Origin of the sequence: Achromobacter marplatensis (genome assembly GCF_049060505.1) — a bacterium.
GTDB classification, from domain to species: domain Bacteria; phylum Pseudomonadota; class Gammaproteobacteria; order Burkholderiales; family Burkholderiaceae_B; genus Achromobacter; species Achromobacter marplatensis_A.
On sequence record NZ_JBMGRB010000002.1, the window covers coordinates 118503 to 142133 of the forward strand.

18 protein-coding genes are annotated in these 23631 nt (G+C 65.2%); 10 read left to right on the forward strand and 8 right to left on the reverse strand.

Going from position 1 to position 23631, the window contains the following annotated elements:
• Positions 1 to 62: 62 nt before the first annotated feature.
• On the forward strand, positions 63 to 2534 hold the full coding sequence (locus ACI0FO_RS05340) for a TonB-dependent siderophore receptor (protein WP_416024727.1): 2472 nt from the start codon (positions 63 to 65) through the stop codon (positions 2532 to 2534).
• 30 nt (positions 2535 to 2564) lie between these two features.
• Here ACI0FO_RS05340 and ACI0FO_RS05345 read toward each other — a convergent pair whose 3' ends face one another.
• Genes ACI0FO_RS05345 through ACI0FO_RS05360 form a run of 4 tightly spaced genes read right to left on the reverse strand, consistent with a single transcriptional unit; the run spans position 2565 to position 8697 of the window.
• Entirely contained in the window at positions 2565 to 3701 is a 1137-nt protein-coding gene (locus tag ACI0FO_RS05345) for a hybrid sensor histidine kinase/response regulator (protein ID WP_416024729.1), read from the reverse strand.
• Between the two features lie 20 nt (positions 3702 to 3721).
• Positions 3722 to 4339, reverse strand: coding sequence for a chemotaxis protein CheB (locus ACI0FO_RS05350; RefSeq protein WP_416024730.1), 618 nt, complete (start codon positions 4337 to 4339; stop codon positions 3722 to 3724).
• A complete protein-coding gene (locus ACI0FO_RS05355; protein ID WP_416024732.1) occupies positions 4336 to 5175 on the reverse strand; it encodes a CheR family methyltransferase in 840 nt (279 codons plus the stop codon). The genes ACI0FO_RS05350 and ACI0FO_RS05355 overlap by 4 nt, the downstream gene beginning before the upstream one ends.
• A 36-nt stretch (positions 5176 to 5211) precedes the next feature.
• A complete protein-coding gene (locus ACI0FO_RS05360) occupies positions 5212 to 8697 on the reverse strand; it encodes a response regulator (RefSeq protein ID WP_416024734.1) in 3486 nt (1161 codons plus the stop codon).
• A 259-nt stretch (positions 8698 to 8956) separates the two neighbouring features.
• Between ACI0FO_RS05360 and ACI0FO_RS05365 the strand changes: the two genes are divergently transcribed.
• On the forward strand, positions 8957 to 9565 hold the full coding sequence (locus tag ACI0FO_RS05365) for a nucleotidyltransferase family protein (protein WP_416024736.1): 609 nt from the start codon (positions 8957 to 8959) through the stop codon (positions 9563 to 9565).
• A gap of 72 nt (positions 9566 to 9637) precedes the next feature.
• Here ACI0FO_RS05365 and ACI0FO_RS05370 read toward each other — a convergent pair whose 3' ends face one another.
• Positions 9638 to 10624: a Bug family tripartite tricarboxylate transporter substrate binding protein gene (locus tag ACI0FO_RS05370; RefSeq protein ID WP_416024738.1), complete on the reverse strand. Its 987-nt coding sequence runs from the start codon at positions 10622 to 10624 to the stop codon at positions 9638 to 9640.
• Between the two features lie 232 nt (positions 10625 to 10856).
• On the opposite strand from ACI0FO_RS05370, the gene kdgD reads away from it, so the two are divergent.
• The 7 genes from kdgD (at position 10857) to ACI0FO_RS05405 (ending at position 18518) form a co-directional block, all read left to right on the forward strand.
• A complete protein-coding gene (gene kdgD / locus ACI0FO_RS05375; RefSeq protein ID WP_416024740.1) occupies positions 10857 to 11771 on the forward strand; it encodes a 5-dehydro-4-deoxyglucarate dehydratase in 915 nt (304 codons plus the stop codon).
• A gap of 280 nt (positions 11772 to 12051) precedes the next feature.
• Positions 12052 to 12780 carry a FadR/GntR family transcriptional regulator gene (locus ACI0FO_RS05380; RefSeq protein ID WP_416024742.1) on the forward strand — a complete coding sequence of 243 codons (729 nt, stop codon included), beginning with the start codon at positions 12052 to 12054 and terminating at the stop codon, positions 12778 to 12780.
• Positions 12781 to 13209: 429 nt separating this feature from the next.
• Positions 13210 to 14226, forward strand: a complete 1017-nt coding sequence (locus ACI0FO_RS05385) for an amino acid ABC transporter substrate-binding protein (RefSeq protein ID WP_416024744.1) — start codon at positions 13210 to 13212, stop codon at positions 14224 to 14226.
• A 2-nt stretch (positions 14227 to 14228) separates the two neighbouring features.
• Entirely contained in the window at positions 14229 to 15437 is a 1209-nt protein-coding gene (locus ACI0FO_RS05390) for an aminotransferase class I/II-fold pyridoxal phosphate-dependent enzyme (RefSeq protein ID WP_416024746.1), read from the forward strand.
• 30 nt (positions 15438 to 15467) lie between these two features.
• Entirely contained in the window at positions 15468 to 16631 is a 1164-nt protein-coding gene (locus ACI0FO_RS05395; protein WP_416025649.1) for an amino acid ABC transporter permease, read from the forward strand.
• A 1-nt stretch (position 16632) separates the two neighbouring features.
• Positions 16633 to 17736, forward strand: a complete 1104-nt coding sequence (locus ACI0FO_RS05400) for an amino acid ABC transporter permease (protein WP_416024747.1) — start codon at positions 16633 to 16635, stop codon at positions 17734 to 17736.
• 41 nt (positions 17737 to 17777) lie between these two features.
• A complete protein-coding gene (locus ACI0FO_RS05405) occupies positions 17778 to 18518 on the forward strand; it encodes an amino acid ABC transporter ATP-binding protein (protein WP_416024749.1) in 741 nt (246 codons plus the stop codon).
• A 32-nt stretch (positions 18519 to 18550) separates the two neighbouring features.
• Here the strand turns inward: ACI0FO_RS05405 and ACI0FO_RS05410 are convergent, their stop codons facing one another.
• Together ACI0FO_RS05410 and ACI0FO_RS05415 are read right to left on the reverse strand one after the other, a co-directional pair.
• Positions 18551 to 19624, reverse strand: coding sequence for a porin (locus ACI0FO_RS05410; RefSeq protein WP_416024751.1), 1074 nt, complete (start codon positions 19622 to 19624; stop codon positions 18551 to 18553).
• 41 nt (positions 19625 to 19665) lie between these two features.
• Complete coding sequence (locus ACI0FO_RS05415; protein WP_416024753.1) at positions 19666 to 20838, reverse strand: DUF1624 domain-containing protein; 1173 nt, start codon at positions 20836 to 20838, stop codon at positions 19666 to 19668.
• 193 nt (positions 20839 to 21031) lie between these two features.
• On the opposite strand from ACI0FO_RS05415, the gene ACI0FO_RS05420 reads away from it, so the two are divergent.
• A complete protein-coding gene (locus tag ACI0FO_RS05420) occupies positions 21032 to 21946 on the forward strand; it encodes a hypothetical protein (RefSeq protein WP_416024755.1) in 915 nt (304 codons plus the stop codon).
• A 24-nt stretch (positions 21947 to 21970) separates the two neighbouring features.
• Here the strand turns inward: ACI0FO_RS05420 and ilvA are convergent, their stop codons facing one another.
• Positions 21971 to 23602, reverse strand: coding sequence for a threonine ammonia-lyase, biosynthetic (gene ilvA, locus ACI0FO_RS05425; protein WP_416024758.1), 1632 nt, complete (start codon positions 23600 to 23602; stop codon positions 21971 to 21973).
• Positions 23603 to 23631 lie beyond the last annotated feature (29 nt).

Genomic DNA, 23631 nt, shown 5'->3' on the forward strand with positions numbered 1-23631 from the left:
CCCAGCCGCCGCCGTGCCTCTCGCTTCCTTCCTATCCCTTGATCGAGCGCACAGATTCCGTCATGCCCCATCGTTTCCCGCCTGCCCTGGCTATTTCCGCCCCGCCGCCTGCCGTGCGGCCCACGGCCTTGCGCGGCCACTTACACGGAACCCGTCTGCCGTTGGCGCTTGCCATCGCCCTTTCGGCCCTTTGGACGCCGGCGCCGCACGCCCAACCCGCGCCCGCCGGGTCCGGTCAAGCGTCCGAGTCGCTGACGTTCGACATTCCCGCAGCCCCGTTGAACCAGGTCCTGACGCGCCTGGCCAACGAATCGGGCATCTTGCTGGCCGCGCCCCCGGAATTGCTGGCAGGACGCCAGAGCGGCGGCGTGCGCGGACGGTATTCCCGCCCGGAAGCCCTGGACTTGGCGTTGGCCGGCACGGGCTTGCGCGCCACGCGCGAGGCCCCCAACCAGTACCGCCTGGTCGCTGCTCCCGACAGCGGGACGGCGCTGCTGGACACGGTGACGGTGACCGCCAGCGCGCTGTCCAGCGGCTTGCCTCCCACGTATGCCGGCGGCCAAGTGGCAAGCGGCGGACGCGTGGGGCTGCTGGGCAATCTGGGCGACCTGGACACCCCGTTCAGCGCCACGCAATACACCGCCAAGCTGATTGAAGATCAACAGGCGCAGAACATCGGCGATGTGTTGGTCAACGACCCTTCCGTGCGCAATACCTATTCGCGCGGCGCCGGGCGCGACGAATTCAATATCCGCGGCTTCACCCTGTTCAACTACGACGTCGCATTCAATGGCTTGTATGGCGTTTCGCCACGCAATTCAAGCTCGCTGATCGGCGTTGAACGCGTGGAAGTCCTGCGGGGCCCGAACGCGCTGCTGAACGGCATGGCGCCCTACGGGTCCGTAGGCGGCGCCATCAATCTCGTGCCCAAGCGCGCCGGCCCCGACCCGCTCAACCGCTATACGCTAAGCTACATCGGCGACTCCCAGTTCGGCGTCCACGCGGACCTGGCGCGCCGCTATGGGGACGATCAGCAATGGGGCGTGCGCTTGAACGTGGCCGGCAGCGGCGGCGACCTGCCCCAGGACGGCTCCAAGGAAGACCTGGGCGCGGTCGCCCTGGGCCTGGACTATCAAAGCGAGCGGTTTCGCGTCGACGGCGACATCAACTACCAGAACCGGACCACCGACGCGCGCAGCGGCTTGCTGTTCCCGCCCGAGCCCGGGATGGACATCGGCGCCGCGCCCGATGCGCGCCGCAACTTCTTCCCATCCTGGACCTATTGGAAGACAAAGGAATGGTCGGGCGCCCTCAGGGCCGAGTTCGACGTGACGCCGGATTGGACGGTCTATGGCGCCGTGGGCGCCCGCAAGCACGATTTCGAAAGCCTGCAGACCAGTTGGCTGATGCTGGACAGCGCGGGCGATATCGGCGCGGTCCCCGCGCGCCTGAACGAGTCGCTGCTTAGCAAGACGGGAGAAATCGGGGTACGCGGCCGTTTCAACACCGGTCCGGTCAAGCACGAGCCGTCGCTTTCGGCCAGCGCGCTGGCGATCGACTATTCCTCTGCCCGCATTCGCTCAAGCACCGTCTTCTCCAACCTGTATCACCCCGCCGACTTGCCGAAACCGGACATCGCCCGGCCGGACGACCTGCCGAAGACCAGCGAATCCCGGCTCTACAGCATTGCGCTGGCCGACAAGATCTCGTTCGCCGACGACCGGGTCCAGGTCATCGCGGGCGTGCGGCACCAGCGGATCGAGTCCACCAACTTCGACGCCGCCACGGGGCGCACCGCTTCGGAGTACGAGAAATCCGCCGTCACGCCGGCGTTCGCGTTGACGGTCCGGCCCACGCAGCGGCTGTCGCTGTACGGCAACTACATCGAAGGCCTCAGCCAGGGCGGCACCGCGCCGGAAGGCGCCATCAATGCCGGGCAGATGTTCCCGCCGGAGATCTCCAAACAATTCGAAGTGGGAGGCAAATACGACTTCGGCGATTTCTTCACCACGCTCAGCGCCTTCCAGATCGAGAAGCCCAACAGCTACCTGGACCCCGTCAGCCGTCGCTATGTGTCCAATGGCCAGCAACGCAACCGCGGCTTGGAATTCCTGGTGCAAGGCGACGCCGCGCCCGGGGTCCGCCTGTTGGGCGGCGTGGCCTACACCGACGGACGCCTCACGCGCACGGAAGGCGGTGTCAACAACGGCAACGTCGCGCCCGCGGTGCCGCGCTTCCAATTCAATGCCGCGGCCGAATGGGACACGCCGTTTCTTCCAGGGCTGACATTGACGGCGCGGATGCTGCGAACCAGCCAACAGTATGTGGATGTCGGCAATACGCAGCAGATTCCGGGATGGACGCGTTTCGACGTGGGCGCGCGCTATGCGTTCAAGGCCAACGGCACGCCGATGGTGGTCCGCGCAACGGTCGAAAACGTGTTCAACAAGGACTACTGGCAATCCGCCGCGCGGGAAGGCCTGACCGTCGGCGCGCCGCTGACGGTGCTGTTGTCGGTGTCCGCCGAGTTCTGATCCGGCTGACACCCGCGCCGCGCGGCGGGCCTACGCGCCGTCGCGCGTGGCCTCACGCGGCAGGTCCACCCGGAAATGCGTCAGGCCGCCTTCCGAAGACGCACTGAGGCGGCCGCCGTGGCTCAAGACGATCTGCTGCGCGATGAACAGGCCCAGGCCCAACCCCTTGTGGCCATCGGAACGGTGCTCACCGCCCCGGAACGGGTTGAACAAGTGGGGCAGCAGCGCCGGGGAGATGCTGCCCCCGTTGCTGACCGTGACGGCCACGCGGTCAGTCGCCGTCCCGTCTGCCCGGATGCGCACAGGGATGTCGGGAGTGCCGTGGTGGAGCGCGTTGCCCACCAGGTTGCTGAATACCTGGGAGAGACGCGCGGCATCCCAAGCGCCCGCCAGATGCCCGCCGCACGCGCATTCGATCTGGCGCCCCGGGTAGCCCGTCTGCACTTCGTCAACGGTCCGTTGCAGCAAGGCGTCAAGGGACATCCATGCCGGCTCTAGCGTCAGGCCGCCCGCCTGCCGGATGCGCGTGACGTCCAGCAGGTCGTCGATCAGGCGCGCCATGCGCTCGCTGCTTTGGATCATGCGCTGCGCCACGCTGGCCACGCGCGCGTCGTCGTTCTGGCGCTGCAACAGCGCGGCGCCCATGACGATGGATTGCAGCGGCGTGCGCAGATCGTGGCTTAGCACGGCCATGAACATTTCGTTGATGCGCAGGGCCTCCGTGCGCTCGTCCAACTGCTTGGCCAACGCACGCTTGCGCTCATGCAGTTCAAAGAAGACGTTCGCCTTCATGCTCAGCATGTGCGGATCGATGGGCTTGTACAGGAAGTCGACCGCGCCGCTTTCGTAGCCGCGGAATTGCCAGTTGTGCTCGCGCGAGCCGGCGGTTATGAAAATCAGCGGAATGTGGCGCGTGCGTTCGCTGCCGCGGATCAGCTCGGCCAATTCGAAGCCGTTCATGTCGGGCATTTGCACATCCAGCAGCGCCAGCGCCACATCGCCATGATGCAGCAGCAATTCCAGGGCCTCCGGCCCGGATTGCGCTTTCAGCACTTCGACCCGGCCGCTTTCCAGCAGCGCTTCCAGCGCGACCAGGTTTTCCGGGACGTCATCGACCAGCAGGCACTTGATGCGTTCGTCTTGCGGTTTGGCGGAAGTCAGGAACATAGTGTCGGAACAGGTTGGGATTACGGCAGGCGCGAGGTGCGCAGTTGAGCGAACAGCATGGCGATTTCACCTGGAGTCAACGCGTCGTGCGCGGGCTGGCGCGTCAACGCCGCCCGGGGCATGACGGGCATGGCGGCGCTGGACGGCGCTTGCACGATGCTGCGGCCGCCTGCGGCATGGATCGCCGCCAGGCCAGCGGCGCCGTCGCCATTCGCCCCGGAAAGCAGCACCCCCAGCAACTTCTCGGCATAGCAGTCGGCGGCGGACTCGAACAGCACGTCAATCGATGGCCGGGAAAAATACACCGGCTCGCCGACGGACAGCGCCAGCCTGGGGCCCTGATCCACCAGCAAGTGGTAGTCGGGCGGCGCGAAGTAAAGATGGCCGGGGCGTATCGGAAGCTGGTCTTCGGCCTCTTGCACGGTCAAGGCGCAGCGCTCGCTGAAAATATCGACAAGCAAGCTGCGCCGGTCGCGCACCAGATGCAACACGACGATCACCGCGGCATCCAGGTCCGCCGGCAACGCAGGCAGCAGCGTATTCAACGCATCGATCGCGCCGGACGATCCGCCGATGACGATCGCCTCCCAGGGGCAGGCCGCCGCCGGCACACGCGAAACGGACGCGCCCGCGATCATAGGCCCGCCTTCTTGCGGTAGATGCGGTCGTCCAGCACGAAGTCATCGAAGTTGCCGGCTTGCGAGGAAAACCGCAGGGACTCCCGCGACCCCAGCCCCAGGAAACCGCGATGGACCAGCGCATCATGGAACAGGCCCAATGCCCGGCTCTGGAGATCGCGCTCGAAATAGATCAGGACATTGCGGCAGGAAATCAGATGGACCTCGGCAAACACGCTGTCCGTGGCCAGGCTGTGATCGGAAAAGACCATGTGTTCGCGCAAGCGCTTGTCGAACACCACCCGGCCGTACCGGGCGGTGTAATAGTCCGACAGCGAACTGCGTCCGCCAGACCGGGCATGGTTCGCGGAAAAGGCGGCCACGCGGTCCATATCAAAAATGCCTTGCTCGGCGGCGCGCAACGCATGCGGATTGATGTCGGTCGCGTAGATCATCGCGCGCTCAAGCAGGCCCTCTTCGGCCAACAGGATGGCAAGCGAATAGACTTCTTCGCCCGCGCTGCACCCCGCCACCCACACCTTGATCGACGGATAGGTGCGCAGAATCGGCAAGACTTCGTTGCGCAACGCCAAAAAATATTCCGGATCGCGGAACATGTCGCTGACCTGCACCGTCAGGAACTGCAGCAGCGCCGTGAACACCGGGGGGTCGTGCAGCACGCGGTCCTGCAATTGCGACAACGTCTTGCACCCAAACTGCGTCAGCGCGCTTTGCAGGCGCCGCTTCAGCGACGCCTGCGCATACTCGCGGAAGTCATAGTGGTAGCGGTGATAGATCGCATCGAGCAACAGCCGTTGCTCGATGTCTGCGATACGCGCTTTGGGAGTGGTTGGCATGGTGGTGATCAACAGAGCGTTGCGCCGGCGGACGTCTTAGCTGCGCATCCAGACACGCACAAGCGACAGCAAGCGTTCCACGTCCAAGGGCTTGGCGATGTAGTCGTTGGCGCCCGCGGCCAGGCATTTCTCTTGGTCGTCCTTCATGGCCTTGGCGGTCAGCGCAATGATGGGCAGGCGCCGCCACTCGGGCCGCTTGCGGATCTCGCGCATCGCTGTATAGCCATCCATTTCGGGCATCATGATGTCCATCAGCACCAGGTCGATGGCCGGCCCGCCGTCAGATCCGGCACGGCCCAGGGCGTCCAACGCCTCGCGGCCGTTGCGCGCGATCTCCACGCGCACGCCGGTGGGCTCAAGGATGCTGGACAGCGCGAACACGTTGCGCACGTCGTCTTCCACCACCAGCACGGTGCGGCCTTCCAGCGCGGAATCGCGGCTGCGCGCCAGCTCCAGCATCTGGCGCTGTTCGGGCGGCAATTCCGCTTCGACCTGGTGCAGGAACAGCGTGACTTCATCCAGCAGGCGTTCGGGCGAGCGCGCATCCTTGATGATGATGGACTTGGAGAAGCGCCGCAAATGCTGTTCTTCATCGCGCGACAGCGCGCGGCCCGTATAGACGATGACCGGCGGGAACGACACGCCCTCCTGCTCGGTCATCTGCTGCAGCAGCTCGTAGCCGCTCATGTCGGGCAAGTTCAAATCCATGACAACGCAGTCGAAGGTCGTCTGGCGCAGCAGCGCCAGCGCGTCCGCGGCCGTGGCGGCCGGCGCGATCTCGACGTCGTTGCGCGCCAACAGCTGGCGCACGCTTTCGCGCTGTCGATCATCGTCTTCCACCACCAGCACATGCCGCACATGACGGGTGAATTTGGCTTCCAGGCGCTGCAAGGCGTGAACCAGTTCCTCGCGTTTGACCGGCTTCAGCGCGTAGCCGGCCGCGCCACGGCCCATGGCTTCACGGGCATAGTCGGCCACCGACACCACATGAACCGGAATATGCCGGGTCTGCGGGTTGCGCTTGAGCTGGTCCAGGACGCCCAGGCCCGAGAAGTCAGGCAGATTGATGTCCAGCACGATGGCGTTGGGACGCTCTCGCGAGGCAAGAGCCAGGCCGTCCGTGGCGGTGTGGGCCACCAAACACCCAAAGCCCATCTCGCGCGACAGGTCTGCAAGAATGGCCGCAAAGCGCTCATCGTCCTCGATGACGAGGATCCTGCGTTCGTTGGCGCCCGAATGGCCGGCCGTCTCGGAAGCTGCCCTGGTGGCGGACGCATCGGGCGTTCTGCCGGCGGCAGGGGTGTCCGCCCGACGGGCCGGCTCGTCCGGCGCGTCGCCCGAAAGCGCCACCGGCGCCGCGTGCGGGAACGCGGACGAGAACGCGGACGGCACGGCAGACGCCGCCCCGCTGCGCGCGCCCGGCACGGCGCGCGCGCCTTCCAGCCGCACAGGCAGCTCCAGCGTGAACACGCTGCCTTGCCCCGGCGTGCTTGCCACGGAAATGCCGCCGCCCAGCAACGCCGCCAGATCGCGTGAAATCGACAGGCCCAGTCCCGTGCCGCCAAATTTGCGGTGCGTGCTGCCGTCGGCCTGGCGGAAGGCCTCGAAAATCAATTCCTGCTGGTCCGCCGGCACGCCGATGCCGGTGTCCTGCACCGCAAACGCCACCCTGTCACGCGAGGCCCGCGAGACCCGCAACGCGACCGTACCGCGCTGCGTGAACTTGAGGGCATTGGACAGCAGGTTTTTCAGCACCTGGCCCAGGCGCTGCGGATCGGTCTGCAAGGTGGCGGGCACCGCCGGATCGATGTCCAGTTCCAGCGCCAACCCCTTGTCCAGCGCCATTGGCCGCAGCGGCTCCAGCAAGCGCTGCAGCATCGGGGCCACCGCCACCTGCTCGACCTCCAGCGTGGCCTGTCCGGCTTCGATCTTGGACAGATCCAGGATGTCGTTGATCAGCGTCAGCAGATCGCTGCCGGCCGAATAAATGGTCTGCGCGTACTTGACCTGCTCGGCGCTAAGGTTGCCGGGCTTGTTGTCCGATAGCAGCTTGGCCAGAATCAACGTCGAATTCAAGGGCGTGCGCAGCTCGTGGCTCATGTTGGCCAGGAACTCGCTCTTGAACTGGCTGGCCTGCGACAATTCGCGGGCCTTCTCGGTTAGCGCGCCCTGCACCCGCAGCAGCTGCTGGGTCTGCGTTTCCAGGTTGGCATTGGTCTGCTCAAGTTCGGTCTGCTGCAGTTCCATGCGCGCCTGGGACTCTTGCAGGATGCGGCTTTGCTGCTCAAGCTCTTCATTGCTGACGCGCAATTCCTCTTGCTGGGTCTGCAATTCTTCCGCCTGTTGCTGGGTTTCTTCCAACAGCGCTTCCAGCCGTGACCGGTCCTGGCCCGAGCGAATCGCCGAGGCCAGCATTTCCGAGGCCCTTTCCAACAGGTTGCGCTCGCTCTCGCCGACCGGGCGGTTGAAGCCCAATTCGATCACGGCATATACGCGTCCGTTCTGGATGGCTGGCGTCAGGACGAGCTCGGCGGGATTCGAGCGGCCCGTGGCGGAGGCGACCTCAAGGTGCCCCGCCGGCACATTACGCACGTGCAACAGCCGCCGCGACGTGACGGCCTGCCCGGCCAGGCCTTCGGGCGGCTGGATTTTCTGCGCCAGGCGTTCGGGCGGCAACGCAAAGCCGCCGAAGAGCTCCAGTTCGCCGCTGCTGCGGTCAACCACGTATCCCGCGCCCACGTCGGCGTCCAGGTACTCGGCCAGATAATCCAAGGCGCGCTTGCCGATCTCGTCCAGGCGGTGATCCCCTTGCAGGCGCAGGCTCAAGCCCGACAGGCCGGCCGTTACCCAAGATTGGCGCGCCTTGGCCCGGTACTCCCGCATGGTCATCCCGGCCGACGCCAGGATCAGCACCAGCAGCAACGCCGATCCGCCCCACGAGTAATAGGTCGACGTGGCGGCCGCCGCGGCCCAGGCTTCCTTGCCTTCAGTCAGTTCATCCATCTGCCGCGCGTACAGGTCGCCCACCATATCGCGCAACCGGTCCATTGCCTCTTTGCCGGAATCGGTGCGCACCACGGCCATCGCGGCGTCCACATTGCCGGCCTTGCGCATCTCGACCGTGTCATGCAATTCAGCCAGTTTTTGCCGCGTGATGCCTTCAATGTCGCTGATGATGCGCCGTTGCGCCGGATCGTTGGCCACCGCCTCTTTCACCCGAGCCAGGCGTTGATCGATGAGCCCCAGCGAACGCAGATACGGCTGCAGGTAGGTCGCGTCGCCGGTCAGCAGATAACCCCGCTGGCCGATCTCGGCATCCTTGAGCGCCGAGTTGAACAGGCTGAGCTGGCGCAACGTCTCGGTGGTGCGGTCCACGGCCCTGACCGCCTGCTGGCGGGTGTCTGCCGAACGCACATTGACGAAGGCGATAACCAGCGTCGCCAACGCCGCCGTCACGAACCCCGCCAATAGCGTCCGGGGAAAGGCATAGCGGTTGGCAGGCTGCGACGACGGATTCGGCATGGTAGCGGGTGGCTTGTTCTATAGAGGGGGGCGCGGCCCAGCGGTGCAACGATGCGGACGCCTGATGGAACAAGACGCGGTCGCTGCAGTGGCCTAAGCGATGGACTATACCTGTTTTGGCGGCACGGAAAAGTGGCCCGCCGCCTCACGATTCAATAAAGCGCGCGGCCTCGAATCTGGGTAAAGTCGCTCTGACGCAACGGCTCGGCCCATCCGCCTGCGCACCCCACATTTCCAGACACCGCGCCCTCTTGAATCGATGACAAACCCGCCCCCCACTCCTATCGTCGTGGTCCTGGCCGCCGGCGCCGGACGCCGGTTCCGCGAGGCCGGCGGCGTCGGCAACAAACTTGACGCCGACCTGCTGGGCCGGCCGGTGCTGGAATGGACGCTGGCCGCGGTGCGCGACAGCGGCTTGCCCTGGATCTTGGTGGAACGGCACGACGACGCCCCCGAGGCCAGCGGCATGGGCGACTCCATCGCCCGCGGCGTGGCTCGCCACGCGGACGCGCCCGGCTGGTTGATATTGCCGGGCGACCTGCCCTTGATCCAACCCGCCAGTCTGGTCGGCGTCGCGCAGTCGCTACGCGAAGCCGCGCTTGGCGAGCCCTGGGCGGTGGTGCGCCCTCAAGTGGCCATCGCCGACGGAACCCACCCGCCAGGCCACCCCGTGGGATTCGGGCCAGCATGGCGCAGTGCGCTGTTGAACTTAAGCGGCGAGTCCGGCGCAATGCCGCTGGTACGCCGGGCCGCCCAGCTAGGCACGCTGCGTCCGCTGGCGTCGCAAGACGCCGGGTGCGTCCAGGATATCGATCATCCCGACGACATCATCCGGGCAGAACAAGCGCTGCAAAGCCGGCCAGGCTGACGGCATTCGCCGGGCGTTCACCTTTGCGCCGCGCGGATCCGCTCCGCGCGGCTGCACTATTTACTGCACTCTTTACTGCACCCGCAGTTTCCCGTCGGCGATGATCTTTGCCCACTTGGCTTGCTCACCGGTCTGGAATGCCGTGAACTCGGCCGGCGTGTTCGGCGTGTAGGCCAAGCCCAGGCCCTTCATCTTGGCGTTGACGTCCGGCTTGGCGATGATGGTGGCGATGGCTTTGTTCAGCCGGTCCACCACGGCCGGCGGCGTGTTGGCCGGCGCGTAGATGGCTTGCCAGCTGCTGACGTCAAAGCCTGCGACGCCGGCTTCCTGCATCGTCGGCACATCCGGCATCACGTCGGTGCGCTTGGCCGATGTAACCGCCAGCGCGCGCACCTTGCCGCTTTGCACGTAAGGCAGCGCGACCAGCGCCGTTTCGAACGAACTGGGTATCTGGCCGCCGATCAAATCCTGGATAGCGGGCGCGCTGCCCCGGTACGGCACATGGGTCAGATGGGCGCCGGTCAATTGCTTGAAGACTTCGCCCGACAGATGCTGCGACGTCCCCTGCCCGGCCGATCCGAAGGCGATGGTATCCGGGTTGGCTTTGCCCGCGGCCACCACGTCCTGCACCGTTTTGTACGGCTGGCTGGCGCCCACCAGCAACACGTTCGAAATGCTGCCCAGCAGGATGACCGGCGCAAAATCCTTGGCCGCGTTGTAGTTGATGCCCGGCAGCAGCGACGGGTTGATCGCGTGGGTAGCGATCGTGCCCAACAACAGGGTGTAGCCGTCGGGCTTGGCCCGCGCCACGGCGTCGGCCCCCAGCACGCCGCCGGCGCCGCCCTTGTTCTCGACCAGCACGGTCTGGCTCAAGCTGGCGCCCAATTCCTGCGCAATCATGCGGCCCAGGATGTCCGACGTGCCGCCAGCGGCAAACGGGACCACCAGCGTGATGGGCTTGGCCTTCGGCCAATCGTCCGCGGCGTGCGCGCTGGCGGCGGTCAAGGCGGTCAACGCCAACGCGGCGAACGTGTGCTGCAACAAGGGGAATGCCTTCAAGCTTGTCTCCTGAAAAGGGATAGTTTCTTATCTTGTACGTTGTCGTATAACTACGCGACAAGGAGAATACTGTTGGCCGGTTCGCCTTTCAATCTAGGGAAATTCCGGACGCGCGACGTGATGGATCCTCATTCCTGGCCAGTGATACACAGACGACGGCTCACCCCTTGCCGCGATAACTTGTATGTTGTACGATGACATACATCTACTTCCCCTTTAATGGATGACAGGCATGACGACTCCCCAGGAACTCAAGGCAATCGTGTCGGAAGGGTTGCTTTCCTTCCCCGTGACGGACTTTGACCAGAACGGCGATTTCAACGCCAAGACCTACGCCGCCCGCCTTGAATGGCTGGCCCCGTATGGCGCCACCGCCCTCTTCGCCGCCGGCGGCACCGGCGAGTTCTTCTCCCTCGCCCCCCAGGAGTATTCGGACGTCATCCGCACCGCCGTCCAGACCTGCGCCGGCAAGGTGCCCATCCTGGCCGGCGCCGGCGGCCCCACCCGCACCGCCATCGCCTACGCCCAGGAAGCCGAGCGCCAAGGCGCCAAGGGCATCCTGCTGCTGCCCCACTACCTGACCGAAGCCTCGCAAGACGGCATCGCCGCTTACGTCGAACAGGTCTGCAAGTCGGTCAAGATCGGCGTTATCGTCTACAACCGCGCCCAATCCCGCCTGTCGGCCGACAGCCTGGCCCAACTGGCCGACCGCTGCCCCAACCTGGTCGGCTTCAAGGACGGCATCGGCGACATCGAAGCCATGGTCCGCATCCGCCGCAAGATGGGCGACCGCTTCTCGTACCTGGGCGGCCTGCCCACCGCCGAAGTCTATGCCGCCGCCTATCGCGCACTCGGCGTGCCCGTCTACTCGTCGGCCGTCTTCAACTTCGTGCCCAAGACGGCCATGGATTTCTACCGCGCCATCGCCGCCGGCGACACCGACACCACCAACCGTTTGCTGGACGATTTCTTCCTGCCTTACCTGGAAATCCGCAACCGCAAGGCCGGCTACGCCGTCAGCATCGTCAAGGCCGGCGCCAAGCTGGTCGGCCACGATGCCGGCCCCGTGCGTGCACCGCTGACCGACCTGACCGGCGAAGAGCTTGAAATGCTTAACGCCCTGATCAAGAAGCTCGGCCCGCAGTAAGCCTGCGCCGCGGCACCGCAGACGCCCTCCCTCCGGAGGGCTTTTTTATTGCCGGGCGTGATGGCTTGGGCGTGGGATGGGCCGCGCCAACGTCAAACAGACATTGGCGAAATCGCCGCTGTATGTTGTCATATGGCCATTCTTTTTTGCAGTCTGCCGGCCTGTTGCCGGACGGCCGCCACCGGGCCGGACACCCGGGTGGCGGGTTTGAAAAGCGTACACTTGCGGCTCCGGCCGCTGGCTTACGGCCTGCCTTTCCGCCTTATCCATAAGAGAGACGATGCAAACTCCTGCCCGGCCCCGCCCGCGTTCGCGCCTGACCGATGTGGTGATCGAGGAACTGACCAAGCGCCTGGATTCGCGCCTGTACCGCGCGGGCGACAAACTGCCTTCCGAACACCAGCTTTGCGACGAGTTCGACGTCAGCCGCACCGTCATTCGTGAAGCGGTCGCGTCGATGCGCCTGAGCGGCCGCCTGGTCAGCAAGCCCGGCATTGGCGTGTTCGTCACGGAAGACCGTGAAAAACCCATCGACTTCGTCATTGAACCCGCCGCGGATCCGCGCTGGGCCCTGCACATCATGGAACTGCGCGCCGGCCTTGAAGTCGAGGCCTGTGGGCTTGCGGCAGAGCGCCGCACCGCCACCGACCTGAGCGGCATCGTCGAAGCTTTTGACGCCTTCAACCGCGCCACGCGCGACATGGAAGCGGCGGTGAAGGCCGACTACGAATTCCACTTGTCCATCGCCAAAGCCTCCAACAACCCGCACTTTCCGGCGCTGTTGAAAGCGGCGGTGCGCGACGTGATGCTGGACCTGAACATCAAGCACGGCGGCAAGACGCCCGAAGAGCTTGAAACCTACGAAACCCGCAACGTTCGCGAACACGAAGCCATCCTGACGGCCATCATGCGGCGCGACCCCGGCGCCGCGCGCGCCGCGATGGCGCGCCACCTGGGCGACAGCATCGCGCGCTACCGCAAACTACTGTCGCAAGCGCCGGCTCAATAGACCTTTGCGTATCGACGGGTGCCCCTCCAACGCCCACGGCGCATCAGGGAATTACGGGATTCCCCTTACTTGCCTACTTGTATGACGGCTGCCATCATACGTCTTATGACCTAGCGCCGCGCTGCCCGACGATGTGTCGGCCAGAACGCCCCGCTACCGTATGACCCACGTTGTACAAGTGCCGCCGATGAGCCCGATCCTTTCCCTTCGCACGACGTTCCACCGCTACGCCACGCGCATCCATCGGCATATCACCTGACCGGCCTCCGGTCGCTTGCGGCTTCGCCGCGAACCTTCCCCGTTTCCATCCCCGTCCGCTTACGCGGCGCCGCTTGCTCCGGGCTCCTTCCGGGGTGCGTCGGCGCGCACCTGGCGGACCCGATTTTCCCGCTTATCCCAAGCGCTTTCCGACCCCCAGGAGAATTCTCCATGCGTAAATTCCTAAGCACCGCCGTTGCGGCGACCTTGCTGTGCGCCGCGTCCGGCGCCCAAGCCGGCGTGACGTTCGACGCCGTCAAGAAGAAGGGCTTTCTGCAGTGCGGCTTTGCCGGCATCCCCGGCTTCTCGGTGCTGGACAGCAAGGGCGAATGGACCGGCCTGGACGTGGACATGTGCCGCGCCGTGGCCGCCGCCATGTTCGGCGATGCGTCCAAGGTGAAGGGCAATGTGCTGACGGCGCAGGCGAAGTTCACGGCGCTGCAATCGGGCGAAATCGACATGCTGTCGCGCAACACGACGCAGACGCTGACCCGCGACACCACGCTGGGCCTGATTGGCGTGGGTGTGAACTTCTATGACGCGCAAGGCCTGATCGTCAAGAAGTCCATGAACGTGAAAAGCGTGAAGGAGCTGGACGGCGCCACGATCTGCGTGCAGCCGGGCACCACCACCGAACTGAACCTGGCCGACTACTTCCGCAGCCGCGGAATGACCTTCAAGCCGGTTCTGGTCGAGAACTACGACGAGAACTTCCGCCTGCTGGAGTCGGGTCGCTGCGACGCCTACACCAACGACAAGTCGAACACCGCCGCCAATATGCGCACGCGGCTGGCCAAGCCGGACGACTGGGAAATCCTGGACGAGAACTTGTCCAAGGAGCCGTTGGGCCCGATGGTCCGCCAGGGTGACGAGCAGTGGTTCAACGTGGTCCGCTGGTCGTTGAATGCCATGCTGGAAGCCGAGGAATACGGCATCACGTCCAAGAACGTAGACGACATGCTAAAGAGCACCAACCCCAACGTGCAGCGCATCCTGGGCGTGACGCCGGGCATGGGCAAGAACCTGGGGCTGGATGACAAGTGGGCCTACAACATCATCAAGCAAGTGGGCAACTACGGTGAAAGCTATGACCGCGCCATGGGCAAGGACAGCCCGCTGAAGCTGGAACGCGGCTTGAACAAACAATGGACGCAAGGCGGCCTGATGTACGGCTGGCCGGTGCGCTAATCATGAACAGCATCGTCAACGCCCGTCTTAAACAAATCAAACCTTCGCCCAGCATGGCCGCCAAGATCGTGGTCGATGAGCTGCGCCGCCAAGGCCGTGAAATCGCCGACTTCACGCTTGGCGAACCCGACATGCCCACGCCCGCCCACATCGCGCGCGCCGGCCAGGAGGCCATTGCCGGCGGCGATATCCGCTACACCAGCCCCAACGGCACGGCAGGCCTGCGCCGCGCCATCGCCAACAGCCTGCAACTGGGCCTGGGCGTGTCCTACGGCATGGACCAGATCACCGTGGGCGCCGGCGCCAAGCAGATCATCGGCGCCGCGCTGACGGCCAGCCTGGAACCGGGCGACGAAGTGATTGTGTGCGCGCCGTACTGGGTGTCGTATCCCGACATGGTGCTGCTGAACGAAGGCAAGCCCGTGGTCGTGACCGGTCCGGAATCGCAAGGCTTCAAGCTGGACGCCGCCACGCTGGAAGCCGCCATCACGCCGCGGACCCGCTGGCTGATCCTGAATTCGCCCAGTAATCCCAGCGGCGCCGTGTACAGCGCCGCCGAGTTGCGCGCCCTGACCGACGTGCTGCTGCGCCACCCGCAGGTATGGGTTCTTAGCGACGAGATCTACGCGCCCTTCTGCTATAGCGGCCAGGCGCACGCGTCGCCCGTGCAGGTGGAACCGCAACTGATCCCGCGCACGCTGATCGTCAACGGCATGTCCAAGTCCTATGCCATGACTGGCTGGCGCATCGGCTACGGCGCCGGCCCCGCCGACCTGATCAAGGCGATGAGCACGGTCATGTCGCAAAGCACATCCTGCCCCAGCGCGATCTCGCAGGTGGCGGCACAGGCTGCGCTGGAAGGCGACCAATCCAGCGTCACGCAAATGGTCGACATCTTCAAGGCGCGCCGCGACCTGATCGTGCGCCGCCTGAACGCCATTCCCGGCATCTCGTGCGCCATGCCCGACGGCGCCTTCTACGTGTATGCCAACGTGCAGGGCCTGATCGGACGTACCGGCCCGGCCGGCGAACTGAAGACCGACCTGGACGTCAGCCTGTTCTTCCTGCGCGAGGCTGGCGTAGCGGTAATCGACGGCGGCTCTTACGGCTTGTCGCCCTACGTGCGCTTTTCGTTCGCAACGTCGACCGAGGTGATCGAACAAGGCATGGACCGCCTGGAAGCGGCCGTCAAAGCCTTGATGGCGGGATAAGCCGTGGCCAAGCACACCGCGCAATCCCCGGTGCCGCGGCCCGCGCACCGGGTTTCCTGGAACGATCCGGCCACCCGCGCGCTGGTCTACCAGGTGCTGGCCCTGACCCTGGTCGGGGCCAGCGTCTGGTTCCTGGTGCACAACACGCTGCACAACCTGTCGATGCGCAACATCGCCACGGGGTTCGGTTTTCTGGACCGCGAGGCGGGCTTTGCGATCGGCGAATCCGTGATTGCCTACGGCCCGGCGGACACCTATGGCCGCGCCATCTTCGTGGGCGTGCTGAACACGCTGCGCGTGGGATTGCTGGCGCTGGTCGCCGCGACGTTTCTGGGCATCTTGATCGGCATCGGCCGCCTGTCGAAGAACTGGCTCGTCAAGAAAATCACCTCGGTGTACGTCGAGGTGATGCGCAACGTGCCGCTCTTGCTGCAACTGTTCTTCTGGTATGCGCTGATCACCGAAAACATGCCCGGCCCGCGCCAGGCGCACACCCCCCTGCCGGGCGTGTTCATTTCCAACCGGGGCCTGAAAGTGCCCGGGCTGGAAGGCACGTCGCTGGACTGGGTGCTGGCCGGCCTGGCCCTGGCCGTCCTGGTAATCCTGGTGCTGGGCCATTGGGGCACCAAGCGCCAGGAAGCCACGGGGCGCGCGTTTCCGTTGGGCCGCGTGGCCATCGGCCTGTTGATCGGCCTGCCGTTCGCGGGGTGGCTGGCCGGCGGCGCATCGCTGACGCTGGACATGCCGGCATTGAAGGGCTTCAACTTCGTCGGCGGGCTGACCCTGTCGCCGGAATTTGTCGCCCTGTTCCTGGGCCTGACCGTCTACACCTCGGCGTTCATCGCCGAAGTGGTGCGCTCGGGCATCCAGGCGGTCAACAACGGCCAATGGGAAGCCGCCGGTTCGCTGGGCTTGCCACGCGCCAAGGTGCTGCGTCTGGTCGTGCTGCCGCAGGCCTTGCGCGTGATCATTCCGCCGATGACCAGCCAATACCTGAACCTGCTGAAGAACAGTTCGCTGGCGGTCGCCATCGGCTACCCCGATATCGTGTCGGTCGTGAACACCACGCTGAACCAGACGGGCCAAGCCATCGAGGGCATCCTCATCATCATGGGCGCCTACCTGACGGTCAGCCTGTCGATCTCGATATTCATGAACTGGTACAACAAGCGCATCGCGCTGGTGGAGCGTTGAGATGAGCAGCACTACGCATTCCTTCACCGACGCCCTGCCCCCGCCCAGCACACAGGTGGGCGCGTGGGCCTGGGTACGGTCCCGCCTGTTTTCGTCGCCGCTGAACATCCTGATCACGGTACTGCTGGCGTGGTTCCTGTTGATGTCGCTGCCGGCGCTGGTCGAATGGGCGTTCCTGAAGGCGAACTTCACCGCCACCAACGCAATGGAGTGCCGCGCTTCGGCGGGCGGCGCCTGCTGGGCGTTCATCATCGAAAAGCACAGGCTGATCCTGTTCGGCACCTATCCGTTCGACGAGCAATGGCGCCCTCTGATCGCGACGCTGATCCTGGTTGGCGTGATCGCGTGCAGCGGCATGCGCCGCTTCTGGAATGGAAAGCTGGCGGTTATCTGGACCGTCGGCCTGACGGCCGTGGCGCTGTTGATGTGGGGCGGCGTGTTCGGCCTGACCTACGTGGAAAATGCGCGCTGGGGCGGCCTGCCGCTGACGCTGATCCTGGCCACGTTCGGCATTGCCTTCGCGTTTCCCATCGGCGTGCTGCTGGCCCTGGGCCGGCGCTCGAAAATGCCGGCCATCAAGGCGTTGTGCGTCGTGTACATCGAGCTGATCCGGGGCGTGCCGCTGATCAGCCTGCTGTTCATGTCATCGGTGATGCTGCCGTTGTTCCTGCCGGAAGGGTTCACCATCGACAAGCTGCTGCGCGCGCAGATCGCCATCATCCTGTTCGCCGCCGCCTACATTGCGGAAACGGTGCGCGGCGGTTTGCAGGCGATTCCCAAGGGGCAGTACGAAGGCGCCGATTCGCTGGGCCTGAACTACTGGCAGCAGATGCGCAAGATCATCCTGCCGCAAGCGCTGAAGATCGTGATTCCGCCCCTGGTCGGCATTTTCATCAGCCTGTTCAAAGACACGTCGCTGGTCGTGATCATCGGCATTTTCGATTTGACGCTGGCGGCCAAGGCGGCCCTGTCCGATGCCGCATGGCGGGGTTTCGGGGTAGAGGCTTATCTCTTTATCTCGCTGATCTACTTCGCCTTCTGCTATTCCATGTCCAAATACAGCCAGGCGCTTGAAAAGCGGCTGGCCACCGGGCACGCGCGTTGAACGCGGCGCGTCAACCCGGTAACCCTTTACGGAGACCAAGCATGCCGGATTCCATTATCCGATTGCAGGGCGTGAACAAGTGGTACGGCCAGTTCCACGTGCTGCGCAACATCAACCTGGACGTCGCACCCGGTGAGCGCATCGTGGTGTGCGGCCCGTCGGGCTCGGGCAAGTCCACCATGATCCGCTGCATCAACCGGCTGGAAGAGCACCAGCAGGGGCAGATCATTGTCGACGGCACCGAGCTGACCAACGACCTGAAGCATATCGAGACCATCCGCCGCGAGGTCGGCATGGTGTTCCAGCACTTCAACCTGTTCCCTCACATGACCGTGCTGGAAAACCTGACGCTGGGCCCCATGTGGGTGCTGAAGCAGCCGCGCGCCGAAGCCGAGGCCACCGCGATGAAGTATCTGGAGCGCGTGCGCATCCCGGATCAAGCCAAGAAATTTCCCGGCCAGTTGTCGGGCGGCCAACAGCAGCGCGTGGCCATCGCACGCTCGCTTTGCATGAACCCCAAGGTCATGCTGTTCGACGAACCGACATCCGCGCTGGATCCAGAGATGGTCAAGGAAGTGCTGGACGTGATGGTGACGCTAGCCCAGGAAAGCGGCATGACGATGATCTGCGTGACCCATGAAATGGGCTTCGCGCGCAAAGTCGCCAACCGCGTGATCTTCATGGACCGCGGCGAGATCATCGAACAGAACAACCCGGACGCGTTCTTCGATAACCCGCAGAACGAGCGGACACAGCTGTTCCTGAGCCAGATCCTGCACTAAACCGGTGTGGCTTCATCCCCCCGCGCACCGATTCAATACCGGTGCCGGATTCCGATGGCGTATTGCGACTCGTGCCACGACGGGTCCGCCCATGCGCCACGCAAATAGCCATAGACGGCGTACAGGTTGGTGCGCTTGGACAGGTCGAAGGCGTAGCCCGCCGAATACGTCTGCTGCGTATGCGTGGCGCCCTGGCGAGCCAAACCGCCGCCGCCTGGCAAGCTGGCCTGCCATGACGCCATGATCGTGCCGGCGCCGATGCGCCACGTGGCGCCCGCCATCACCCCATGCACGGTGCTGCCGGGAAAATATACGCGTTGCCCTGGCGATGGCACGGAAGGAATCGTCGAACCATGGCGCATGACGGAACCGGCCGCATACAGCGTGAACGCGCCAAGGGTGGCGCGGCCCGCCAGTGTGTAGGCATCGGGCTGCTGCGCGCCGCCCGCCCGGGCCATGGCGGCCGACTGCGCCGTACCGTTGGCCCAGCGCGCGCCCTCGTAGGTAACCGTGACGGCGTAGGCAGGCTGTTCATAGATCAACGCCGCGCTGTACAGCTTGTTGGTGGACGCGGTTTGAAACCCGCCGCCCCCGTCATAGTCCAGGCTGACGCCGGCCGCCGCGCGCCACCCGCCCGCCGACGGGCTCCAGAACGCCATGGTGTTGTCCGCCCGATTGGCGTTGAACGGCAGCAGCGCGGTCTGTGCGCCCAGGTTCAGGTAGGACGCCAGGAACGCGTCGTAGTCCGCCAACGTGGCCGAGGAGACCGACGTCTGGCGGCCCAGCCGCAGGTCGCCCCACGCCCCGGAAACCCCCGCCCACGCGGCCCGGCCGAACAACCGTCCGCCCTGCGCGGATTTGCCGTTGTTTGCCGCAACACCGCTTTCCAGCTGGAAGTTGGCGCGCAGGCCATTGCCCAGGTCTTCGGTGCCGCGCAGGCCCCAGCGCGATCCCGACTGCACGCCGGACTGCATGCTGAGCGACGTGCCACGGTCCGGCGTCGACACGCCCGTCATGCTTAGGTCCACCACGCCATACAGCGTGACGGAGCGGGACTGGGGGCTGGACTGGGCCCCGGCCGCGCACGCCGCCGACAAGGCGGCCACGCCCACGCACCTGACACGCCACCGGCACCGACCCTTAGCCATCACAGGTATTTGAGCCAGAAGATGTCGCGGCGCGCCGCCTTCAGGCGGCCGAACCATCGCACGGGCCAATACAGCGCTACCGCCAGCAGCGCCGCGATCAGCCAGACCGCCCATAACTGATCCACGCCAAAGAACTTGCCGTGGTTCAAGCCCCAGACGCCCTCGCCCGCCAGGTACAGCGCCTTCAACACGTAAAGGTGCAGCAGGTAGAAGAACATCGGCGCGGCGCCGAACACACATAGCACGCCGACCCACGCGGCCGACTGTGCGCGTTCGATCAGCACCAGCAGGCACATGCCAAGGCCCAGCGTCAGCAGCAGGAACATCAGCGACGGCGGGTACTTGGTGATATTCAGGAAGCTCATCACGGTATGCAGCGCATCCGTCTGCACGGCCCACGCTTGTGCCTGCCCATAGCCGTTGATCGCGCGCAGCACGGCAAAGCCGGCCAGCGCCGCGAAGCCCGCCAGCCACAGGCGGCGTTGCCGCACGGCGGCCGGCATTCCCGCCTGGAACCACGGACCCACGGCAAAGCCCAGCGCGATCACGCCGATCCAGGGCAGCAAGGGATACGACGTCCGCAGACGCAAGGCGTCGCCCAGGTGTATCCAGCCCCTGTCGTGCAGCACCGCCCAGGGCACGTGCATGATTTCGCCTTCGGCGAAGTGCACGGCGTCCAGCGCGTTGTGCCCCGCCACCAACACCACGCCGATCACCACCAGCGCGGCGCGCGGCAGCCACAGCAAGGCGGCCAGCGCAAGCATGCTCAAGCCGATCACCCAGATCACTTGCAGGTAGACGACCGACGGCGGGAACTGGAACGTCCACGCGAAATTCACGACCAGCACTTCCAGCAGGACAAGGAACAGCCCGCGCTTGGCCAGGAATGCGGCTGCCGCGCCCCGGCTACCCGCCTTGGCGCCGTACAGCCAGGCGGACATACCCGTCAGAAAAACAAACACCGGTGCGCAAAGATGCGCCAGCAGACGTGAAAAGTACAGCGCGGGGTCCGTGGCCGACACATCCATCGGGTCGACGACCTGATGATGCAAAAAGAAGGTCTCGCGCACATGGTCGAGCAACATGATGACGATGACCAAGCCGCGCAAGGCGTCAATGGAACGCAGGCGCGCGCCCGGTGCGGCGGGTGAGGCGAAAGGCTGGGATGACATGGATGCGGCTGCGGCGAATGCAAATCGGCCGCGTCAGAATGGAGCAAACGGGCCGCAAGTGTAATGTAATAACATTCTTAATTTCAAGGCAGCGATTGTGGGAGCGGGATCCCGGGCGGTATATAGTCACCCCCGTGACGTTTCATCATGCACGCCATCCAGGGGAGCCCGCCGAATGACGAGAAGCCGCATCATGGCGTTTTTTCTAAGCTTGCTTGCCGCGCCTGCGGGCGCCTCGGTGGTCTACGACCACCACGGCCTCGTCGTCGAAATCACCACCAATGGCCGCCACGACTGGAATACCGGCCAGCGCCAAAACACCCGCAGCACCACCATTTCGTTCCAGGGCAACAAGCTCTGCGGCAAGGACGTGGGCAAGCTGTTGTACCCGGATGGGCGCAACATGGCCGCTGGCGCCTTCTTCTGTGCGGCCAATGCGCGCGCGCTGGAGACCGACGCCGTGCTGGCCTACTTCACCAGTTCCAGCGCCGACCCCGCGCTGGCGCACTTGCAAGTGGTCAACGGCGCGTTGCGCGTGAACCGGTTGGCGCTGTCCACGCAGCCCGGCCGCGACAAGCCCGGCGGCACCCGTTTTGAAGACGCGCGCCTGCCCGGCTGGACGCGCGTGGAAACCTCATGGGCCGAAACCGTGATGATCCGGCACGCGCCGCTCAAGGCCGCGAACCTGGGCGTGGGCAAGTTGCTGGACGTGGATGGCGACGTGGTCTATCTGGCCATTCCGCCCGGCCGCGACGCCGTGGTGGTGCAACCGGCAACGCGTATCAAGGACGCGCAGGGCGACATGCGGATCGTGCCGGAGGTGGTCAAGTTCGTGGACACGCCCCTGGCATTTCGTGCGGTGCGCCTGTCCACTGGCCAGGAACTGGCGCGCCTGGATGTCAAGGACACCTGCGTCGCCTTGCCCGCCATCGAATTCAATCGGCCGGATCCGCTATATCCGTCTTCGACCAAGCGCGACGTGCTGTTTGACGACGTGCCCGCCTGGCGCGCCGCCACGCTGCAATTGGCGCAGGAGGCGGGCCGCGCCACGTTGCAGTTCAAACCCGGCGTGACCTTGCCGTCCAAGCCGAATTGCAAACGGGGCTGAGCGGCAGACTCATCTACGTGGCGCTTAGATCAGAAACTGCCGATACGCCTCGTTGTCGGTTTCTTCGAAGTGCGCATAGCCCAATTGCAGCAGGAACGCGTCCAGCGCGGCGCTGTCGGCCAGCGGCGCCTGGATGCCCACCAGCGCCGAACTGAAGTCCGCACCCTGGTTGCGATAGTGGAACAGGCTGATGTTCCAGTTGGGCGCCATTTCCGACAGGAACTTCATCAGCGCGCCTGGCCGTTCGGGGAACTCGAAGCGGAACAGGCGTTCGCCGCCCGCCAAGGGCGAACGCCCGCCCACCATGTAGCGGATGTGCTGCTTGGACACCTCGTTGTTCGTCAGGTCGCTGACCGAAAATCCCTGTTCCTCCAGGGCGGCCATGATGTCGGCGGCCTCTCCGCGGCGCGCGATCTGCATGCTGACGAAAATATGCGCGGTACGCGCATCGGCGATGCGGTAGTTGAATTCGGTCACGCTGCGCGGCCCCAGCACGCGGCAAAAGCGGCGGAAGCTGCCGCGCTCTTCGGGCACCGTCACGGCAAACACGGCTTCACGCGCTTCGCCGACTTCTGCGCGATCGGCCACGAAGCGCATGCGGTCGAAGTTCATGTTGGCGCCAGACGTCACCGCCACCAGCGACAGCCCCTGCGCACCTTCGCGTTCCACGTATTTCTTCAGTCCCGCCACCGCCAGCGCGCCGGCCGGCTCCAGCACGCTGCGCGTGTCCAGGAACATATCCTTGATCGCCGCGCATACCGCGTCCGTGTCCACCAGGATCACTTCGTCCAGATACTCGCGGCACAGGCGGAACGTTTCCTCGCCCACCAGTTTGACCGCCGTCCCGTCCGAAAATAGCCCCACTTCCGGCAGATTCACGCGTTCGCCCGCCCGGATCGATTGCGCCATCGCGCAGGAATCCTCGGTCTGCACGCCAATGACCTTTACCTCTGGATTCACCGTCTTCACATACGCCGATACGCCTGCCGCCAGGCTGCCCCCGCCGATCGGCACGAAAATCGCATGCAAGGCGCCGCGGTGCTGGCGCAGGATTTCCATGCCGACGGTGCCCTGCCCCGCGATCACATACGGATCGTCGAAGGCGGGAATGAAGGTCAGATCCTGCTGTTGCGCCAGCGTTTGCGCATGCGCGTAGGCGTCGCTGTAGGAGTCTCCCTCCTGCACCACCGTGACGGTCGGGCCGCCATGCGCGCGCACCGCGTCCACCTTGACCTGCGGCGCCGTCTGCGGCACGACGATAATGGCCCGCACGCCCAGCTTCGCTGCTGAAATGGCCACGCCCTGCGCATGGTTGCCGGCCGACGCGGTGATCACGCCGCGGTCCAGCGCCGCTTGCGGCGTGTTGCGCATCTTGTTGTAGGCGCCGCGCACCTTGAACGAAAAAACGGGCTGATTGTCTTCCCGCTTCAGATGAACCGTGTTGTTCAGGCGGGCCGACAGGCCGCGCGCGGGGTCCAGCTCGGTCTCGCGGGCAATGTCATACACCCGGGCGGTCAGGATCTGGCGCAGGTATTCCATGGGCGAGGCATTGCCGTCCTGGAACGTGCGGGGGTTGTTCGGGGTGTCGTTCGGGGTGTCGTCTGGACTGTCGGCGGGGGTGTCGACAGGGACAGCGGCGGAGGAGCAAGCGGACATGGGGTTCTCTGCGGTGGGGTTTTGCCCTG